Origin of the sequence: Arthrobacter crystallopoietes BAB-32, assembly GCF_000328305.2 — a bacterium.
GTDB classification, from domain to species: Bacteria; Actinomycetota; Actinomycetes; order Actinomycetales; family Micrococcaceae; genus Crystallibacter; species Crystallibacter crystallopoietes_A.
The window spans coordinates 1-7,469 of record NZ_ANPE02000269.1 but is presented as its reverse complement, the minus strand read 5'-3'; the positions used below and the strand labels follow the sequence as shown (position 1 = coordinate 7,469).

Genomic DNA, 7,469 nt, shown 5'->3' with positions numbered 1-7,469 from the left:
GGCGAGGCCCCGCCGGTCGCACCGGGCTCCTCGGTCATCGGGGTCTGCGTCGGCTGAGCCGGCGTCGTCGGTCCCGGCTCCGCGGCATCGCACGCCGCCATCGACAACATAAGGCCCGCCCCGGCCGCAGCAACCGTCAGATTCTTCCTGAGCTGTTCCATGCCTCATTGTCCCGCCGACATACCGCGACGGCCAGAGCCGGCCCTACTCGATTCGCCCACCGGAAAGAGCATGCGGTTTGTCCGTGAAGACCCCGTCCACGTAACCCGACATGCGGAGGTCCGCCGCTGACTCGGCGTCGTTAACCGTCCAGACCCAGACTTTCAGACCTGCCTCCTTGAGCTCCCGCAGCCTCGCCTCGCTTGTCGCCTTGCTCGGGCCCACGTGGGAGATTCCGGCGGCAGCAATCTCTGCAGGGCTCTCTGCGCTCTTCGCGGTCATCAGAAACAGCGTGTCCAGTCCATGCCCGGCCAGCCGCTTTGCCGTTGCGAAATCAAACGACTGCACAATGACTCGGTCCTCCACACCCGCCCGGCGCACTGCCTCGGCGAAATCGTCGGCCGTGATCTTCCGGTCCTTCAGTTCGGGGACCAGCAGCACATCGTCCGGGAGTTCGTCGACGACCCAGTCCCAGGTCGCAGTCCGCCCGCTGCGCCCGCCGTCGCTGAGCCGGGCGGCGTCCCACTGTGCGCCGGTAATGTCCTCAATGGGACCGGAGACACTCCGAACCGAATCGTCCGTTGCGGGATCGTGGACAATGGCCCAGCCGCCGTCCCGCAGTTTCCGCAGGTCGAACTCGACGGGAAATCCGGCATCCGCGGCCGCCGTCAACGCCTCCTGCGAGGACTCCGGATGCATCTCGTCCCCGCCACGGTGCGCCACGAACACGAAACCGTCGTCAGGGCCGGATGTGCAGCCAGCAAGCATGGGCAGTAGCGCCGCGGCCAGCAGATAGCGAAACTTCACACCGGCAAGTCAAGCACGGGGCATGCCGGGAATTGGCATCCGCTGGGGGACACGTTTCACAGTGCCCATCACTGCGCCCGTCAGGCGTTTACCGGATCGGCTCCCCCGTCGCCGCGTTGATCCGGACCTCCTCGCTCCGCTCCTTTTCGACCCGGACCTCGACCTCCCAGACCGGGATGTCGTTCTCGTCGTCATCCAGCGAGGCCTCCTTGATCTCCCCGGCGGCCTCCTGCTGCGCGGCCCCAAGCGCCTCGGCCAGCGTCACCTTGGCCCCCTGCAGCTCCGAGCGGTCCTCCTCGTCGGCCTCGCCGAGCCACTCCTGCCCGAGCACCTCGCTGCCGTCCGGCGACACGCGCACCTCCTGCTCGGTGTCGGCGCTGACCAGCTCGACCTCCCACGACTTCCGGTCATCGCTGAAGTCCAGCTCGACGGCCGTGCCATTGTCCACTTCCGCCACGGCGGTTTCGACGGCGGCACGCGCGTCGGGCTTTCCATCACCTTTCGAACTGCTGGTGTCCTCGGTCGCGTCCGGCGTCGCGGCCGGCGAACCGCCGGGAGCCTCCACACGCTCCTGCGCCTTGTCCTCAGCCGGGGCCTGCGTGGCGGAACTGTCTTCCCCGCAGGCGGACAGCGCCAGGGCCAGGCCGGCGGCGATCGAGACAACGGACAGGTTCTTCTTCAGCGGTTCCATGGCCCCATTCTTGGCAGCTACCGGCGGCCCTTGCCAGAGCTTCCCCGGAATCGGCGGCAATTGAGTCTGGTCACTTCGGGCAATTACGACGGCGGCGCCCTGCTTCCCTGCGTCAGGCCGGGACCGCTGGCGGCAGCAGTAAGCCCGGTAGCCACCGAGGGGCCACCGGGCTCACTGGCAGAGGAAGCGCGCCGTCAGACGGAGGCGGCTTCCAGCTCCTCGTCGAGCGCCGAGACGACCTTGCTGCGGTTGACCATCAGGGCCAGCAGGTCGAAGACCACGGTGGCGGCGGCGAGCGTGGTGATGTCGGCGTGGTCGTAGGCCGGGGCGACTTCGACGACGTCCGCGCCGACGATGTTGATCCCGTTCAGTCCGCGGAGCAGGGCCAGCAGCTCGCGGGAGAGCAGGCCGCCCATCTCCGGCGTGCCGGTCCCGGGAGCGAAGGACGGATCCAGCACGTCGATGTCGATCGACAGATAGACCGGGGTGTCACCGAGCCGCTCCTTGATCCGCTGCACCGCGGCCGGGACGCCGATGACATCGAGGTCGGAGCAGCGGATGATCTGGAAGCCGAACTCGTGGTCCCGCAGGAAGTCATCCCGGTCGTACACCGGGCCGCGGATGCCGATGTGCATGGACTTGTCCTCCACCAGCAGCCCTTCCTCGAACGCCCGGCGGAACATGGTGCCGTGGGTGACGGGCTGGTCGAAGTAGGTGTCCCAGGTATCCAGGTGGGCGTCGAAGTGCAGCAGCGCCACCGGCCCGCGGACCTTGTTGAGCGCCCGCAGCATCGGCAACGCGATGGTGTGGTCGCCGCCGATCGAGATCAGCCGCTTGTCCTCACCGAGCAGCGGCAGGGCCTGCTCCTCGATCTCGCGCACCGCCCGGGTGATGTCGTAGGGGGTGCAGGCGATGTCGCCGGCGTCCACCACCTGGGTTTCGTTGACGGGTTCGACGTCGAGCTCCACGTGGTAGCCCGGCCGCAGCAGCCGCGAGGCTTCGCGGACTCCCGCCGGACCAAAGCGGGCGCCCGGGCGGAAGGAGGTTCCGCCGTCGAACGGGACGCCGACAATGGCGATGTCATAGTCCGGCACGCGGTCGATCTGCGGCAGCCGGGCAAACGTGCCCAGGCCGGCGTAGCGGGGAACCTTGGTGGCGTCGACGGGGCCGATCGGCTGGTGGTTCGTCATGAGGGGTGCTCCTTACTTAGCGGTGGCTTTGGCGACGGCGGCGGGGGCGGCGGGTGCCGCCGGAACCCCCGGCGCGCCATCCGAGGTGAGTTCGTGCAGGGATTTGTTGGCGGTCTCCGGAGCCAGCAGGAAGGTCGCAACCAGGCCGGCCAGGGAGATCACGGCGCCGATCAGCAGCGAGCCGGCGGCACCGAAGTTGAGGATGGCGATCGGCATCAGGTAGGTGCTGGCCGCCGAGCCGACCCGGCTGATCGCGGTCCCGAAGCCCACCGCCGTGGCGCGGACCTCCGTGGGGAACAGCTCGTTCGGGTAGACCACCTCCAGGAAGCTCGAGGCCCCGGAGGCCACGGCGAAGATGGCCAGGGCCAGGAACAGCGGCCCGGCCTGGACGTCCGGGATGAACGCCGGGATGGCCAGCGCCACCGCGATGATGCCGAAGGTCCACAGCAGCAGCTTGCGCCGGCCGATCTTCTCCACCAGCCACAGCCCCGGCACGCCGCCCACCACAAACAGCATCGAGATCAGGAACGATCCGCCGTAGAGATTCGCATCGCCGGTCATCCCGAAGGAGGCGAGCAGGTCGGGCGCGAAGGTGTAGACGGCGAAGAGCGGGATCACCTGGGCGGTCCAGAAGATCGAGACGAACAGCGTGCGCTTCCAGTACTGCCCCTTGAAGATGTCGGTGAACCGGCCCTGCTTCGACTCGGCGCCGCCATCCGAAGCCACATCGGCCACGGAGTACTGCGGCCCGTAGACCTTCTTGATCACCGCGTCTGCCTCCTCCACCCGGCCGCGGGAAAGCAGCCAGCGCGGGGACTCCGGCGTGCCCAGCCGGCACAGCAGCGTGATGATGGCGAAGATCGCCGGGCTCGCCACCATCCAGCGCCAGGCATCGGGCCCCAGATCGCGCAGCAGGAAGCCGACGGCGTAGGCCACCGCAGCGCCGACCGCCCAGACCACGAACGTCGCGCCGAGCAGCCGCCCGCGGACCTTGCGCGGCAGGAACTCCGCCAGCAGCGACGTCGCAATCGGATAGTCCGCCCCGATCGCCATGCCCAGGAAGAACCGGCAGAGGACCACCTGCCAGACCTCGGTGGCGAAACCGTTGAGCAGCGAGAAGACCGCCAGCGCAATCAGGTCCGCGATGTACATCTTGTGCCGGCCGATCTTGTCGGTCAGCCAGCCGAAGACGGCGCCGCCGAAGAAGATGCCGATCAGGCTCGCGGCCCCGATCAGCCCGATCTCGCCCGGGCTCAGGTCCAGCCCGGGCGTCATCGTGATCAGCGCGATGCCGATGATCGACAGCGCGTAGCCGTCGATGAACGGCCCGCCCGAGGCGAAGAACGTCAATTTCTTGTGGAACCTGGTCAGCGGGGCGTCGTCAATGAGGTTGCTCGTTGCGCTCATTGCAGCTCTCTCTCGTGAATGCTCACTCCGGAGCGGAAACATCGTGCGTTCATCATTCGTGATGGGCGCCACACGCAACACCCGCTGATTGACTACAATCGGAGGGGCCGTTTAGTCATTTGTCTAACCAACGACGACGGCGGGCCGCCGGACGTTCAGGGAGGAGCCTTAGGTGTCGATCACCGTTGCGGAACTGCTCGCCGAGCCGCAGCTGGGGCTGAGAATGCTCGCGGGCGAAGCCGGCCTGCAGCACCGCATCACCTGGGCGCACACCTCTGACCTGCCGCGGCTGTGGGAGTGGGTGACCGGCGGCGAGCTGATGATGACCAACGGCCTGTCCATCCCGGCGGACCCGCAGGGCCAGGTCGAGCTGGCCGAAGCACTCGTCGCCGCCGGGGCCAGCGCGCTGGCCATCGGCGAGAAGATGCACGCCCCGGAGCTGACCGCCGAGTTCATCGAAGCCTGCGAGAGGCTGCCGCTGCCGGTCCTCAACGTGCCGTATCCGCTGCCCTTCATTGCGATCGCGCGGTCGGTGGCCGAATCCTCGTTGCTGGAGGAATCACGCCGGCTGCGCCAGACCGCCCGCATCTATGACCTGCTCCGGCTGGCCGCCGCGCCCAACCAGTGGCAGGCGCTCGTAAGGGGCCTGGCCGCCGAGCTGGATGCGCAGCTCTTCGTCGTCGACCGGAACTGCCACCACCCGTGGCATCCGGACGGCGCCCCGCTCCCCGGGAACCTTGCCGCTGCGCTGCAGCCCTTCATCAGCAGCTCCCCCACGGCGGGCAAGAAATTCCAGTGGCACCACACCGCCGCCGGCCACGTGCTGATGATGGACATCCCGACGCACGAGGACGCGCTCCTCGTCGTCGTCCCCGCCTCCGAGCCGCACCCGGACGCCGTCGTCCTGCTCCACGCAGCGTCGGTGCTGGGACTGGAGCTCTCCCGGAGCATGCTGGCGCTGGAAGACGAGCGCCGGCTCGGCTCGGAGTTCCTGGCCGACGCGCTCGAAGGCCGGTACGGACTGGCGGACCTGGAGCGGCAGCTGGCGAAGTTCGGACTGGAACCCGGGCACTTGGTCGTCGCTTCCCTCCGCGGCGCCGATTCCGGCCAGTCCGCCGGCGTCCCCGTCGAGCTCTGGCGCCACGGCCTCCCGGTCATCAGCCTCCAGCAGGCCGACACCCTGCACCTCGTGCTGCCGGCGGATGCCCCCGACGCCGCTCTTCTCCACGCCATCCCCCAGGACGCCCGGGTCGGGCTCAGCCGGCCCGCTGACACCACCGGCCTGCAGCGTGCCCGGCAGGAATCGCTGTGGGCCGCCGGCGCCGCCGCCCGGAACGGCGAGCGCCTGGCCCGCTACGCGGAGGGACCCAGCTGGCTCGGCCTGACCGCTGTCGAGGAAGGCCAGGCCCTTGTGCAGCGCCTGCTCGGGCCGTTGCTGGAACACGACCGGGACAAGCACTCCGAGCTCGTCCGGACCCTGCGTACTTACCTTGAGCAGCAGCGCTCCTGGCAGAAGACCGCCGACGCCCTCTTCACCCACCGCCAGACCGTCATCTACCGCATCCGGCGGATCGGCGAACTCACCGGCCTCGACATGACCGAAACCTCGACGCTCGCCCAGCTCTGGTTCGCCCTCCAAATCCACGAGGCCCTGCCCGGCTGATCGCAGGCGCGCGCCAGTAGACTGGGACCCATGACCGAGCAGGAACCGGGCGGTCCCGCGGCTGCTCCCGCCGCCGTCGACACCTCCGTACGCTCTCCGGCACAGCGCTCCCGCACCTTCGCCGGGATCCTGGTCAACACCGGGCTGGCCAACACCACCACCAGCTACCTGTGGTTCGCCCTGACGTTCTGGGTGTATCTGGAGACCCGCAACGTGATTGCCACCGGCGTGATCGGCGGCGCCTACATGCTGCTGATCGCGCTCTCCAGCATCAGCTTCGGCACTTTCGTGGACCGCTACCGCAAGCTGGCTGTGATGCGCTTCGCCGCGGCCTTCACTTTGGTGATGTTCGCGCTGTCCGGGGCGATGTTCCTGCTGACGCCTGCTTCCGCGATGCTGGACCTGACCCAGCCGTGGTTCTGGATCTTCGCGCTGATCATCCTGGCTGGCGGAGTCGTGGAAAACATGCGCAACATCGCCCTGTCCACCACGGTGACCATCCTCATCGAGCCGGACCGGCGCGCCAACGCCAACGGCCTGGTGGGGATGGTGCAGGGGCTGATGTTCATTGTGACCTCGGTGCCCTCCGGCCTGTCGGTCGGGCTGCTGGGCATGGGCTGGACGATCGCCGTCGCCGTGGCCCTTACCGCGCTGGCGTTCGCCCACCTGCTCACGCTGCGGATGCCGGAGGAGGTGCGCGCAGCTGCCTCGGACGCGCACGGCGGGTTCGACCTGCGCGGCTCCTTCGCCGCCGTGCTGGCGATTTCCGGACTGTTCGCCCTGATCCTGTTCTCCACATTCAACAACTTCATCGGCGGCGTCTACATGGCGCTGATGGATCCCTACGGTCTGGAGATGTTCCCCGTGGAGCTGTGGGGAACGGTCTTCGCGCTCGGAGCCACCGGGTTCATCCTCGGCGGCGCACTGATCGGCAAGTTCGGCCTCGGGCGCAACCCGCTGCGCACCATGCTCATAGCCGTAGTCGTGATGGGCTTCCTCGGCGCGGTGTTCACGCTGCGGGAGTGGGCCTGGCTGTACATCGCCGGCATCTGGCTGTACATGGTCCTGATCCCCTTCGTGGAGGCCGCCGAGCAGAGCGTCATCCAGCGGGTGGTGCCGCTCCCCCGGCAGGGCCGGGTGTTCGGCTTCGCCATGGCGTTCGAGTCCGCGGCGGCGCCAATCACCGCGTTCCTCATAGCACCGATCGCCCAGTTCTGGATCATCCCCTACGCCCGGTCCGCCGAGGGTTCCGCGCAGCTCGCCCCGCTGCTGGGCGAGGGCACCTCCCGCGGCATCGCCCTGGTCTTCCTGGTGGCCGGCATGATCATGATCGCCGCCGCCCTGCTGGCCTTCCTGACTCCGGTCTACCGCCGCGTGTCGGCCTCGTATGCCCGGGCGGCCGAAACACCCGCGGACGCGGACCCGTCATAGCCGGCCAGGCAGTTCAGTTCAGCAGGAACGCGTAGGCGGCCGCCACCAAGGTGGCTGCCACCGCCAAGGCCAAGCCGGGGGCGAGCGAAACGGGCTCTTCGCGTTTCGTGGTGAATCCCTG

At 68.5% G+C, this 7,469-nt stretch carries 6 protein-coding genes; 2 read left to right on the top strand and 4 right to left on the bottom strand.

Annotated features, from left to right (window positions below; genetic code table 11):
- Positions 1-204: 204 nt before the first annotated feature.
- The 4 genes from D477_RS19365 to D477_RS19350 form a co-directional block, all read right to left on the bottom strand.
- Positions 205-966, bottom strand: a complete 762-nt coding sequence (locus D477_RS19365; RefSeq protein WP_005274139.1) for a glycerophosphodiester phosphodiesterase — start codon at positions 964-966, stop codon at positions 205-207.
- 88 nt (positions 967-1,054) lie between these two features.
- A complete protein-coding gene (locus D477_RS19360) occupies positions 1,055-1,657 on the bottom strand; it encodes a PepSY domain-containing protein (protein WP_005274135.1) in 603 nt (200 codons plus the stop codon).
- A 194-nt stretch (positions 1,658-1,851) separates the two neighbouring features.
- Positions 1,852-2,847, bottom strand: a complete 996-nt coding sequence (gene speB / locus D477_RS19355; protein WP_005274132.1) for an agmatinase — start codon at positions 2,845-2,847, stop codon at positions 1,852-1,854.
- 12 nt (positions 2,848-2,859) lie between these two features.
- A complete protein-coding gene (locus D477_RS19350) occupies positions 2,860-4,254 on the bottom strand; it encodes an MFS transporter (protein WP_005274129.1) in 1,395 nt (464 codons plus the stop codon).
- A gap of 172 nt (positions 4,255-4,426) precedes the next feature.
- Here D477_RS19350 and D477_RS19345 point away from each other — a divergent pair, with 172 nt between their 5' ends.
- Both D477_RS19345 and D477_RS19340 read left to right on the top strand, forming a co-directional pair.
- Positions 4,427-5,917 (top strand): PucR family transcriptional regulator, encoded by a 1,491-nt coding sequence (locus tag D477_RS19345; RefSeq protein WP_005274125.1) that lies wholly within the window; start codon positions 4,427-4,429, stop codon positions 5,915-5,917.
- A gap of 30 nt (positions 5,918-5,947) precedes the next feature.
- Positions 5,948-7,348, top strand: coding sequence for an MFS transporter (locus D477_RS19340; RefSeq protein WP_005274122.1), 1,401 nt, complete (start codon positions 5,948-5,950; stop codon positions 7,346-7,348).
- The last annotated feature ends 121 nt before the right edge of the window (positions 7,349-7,469 follow it).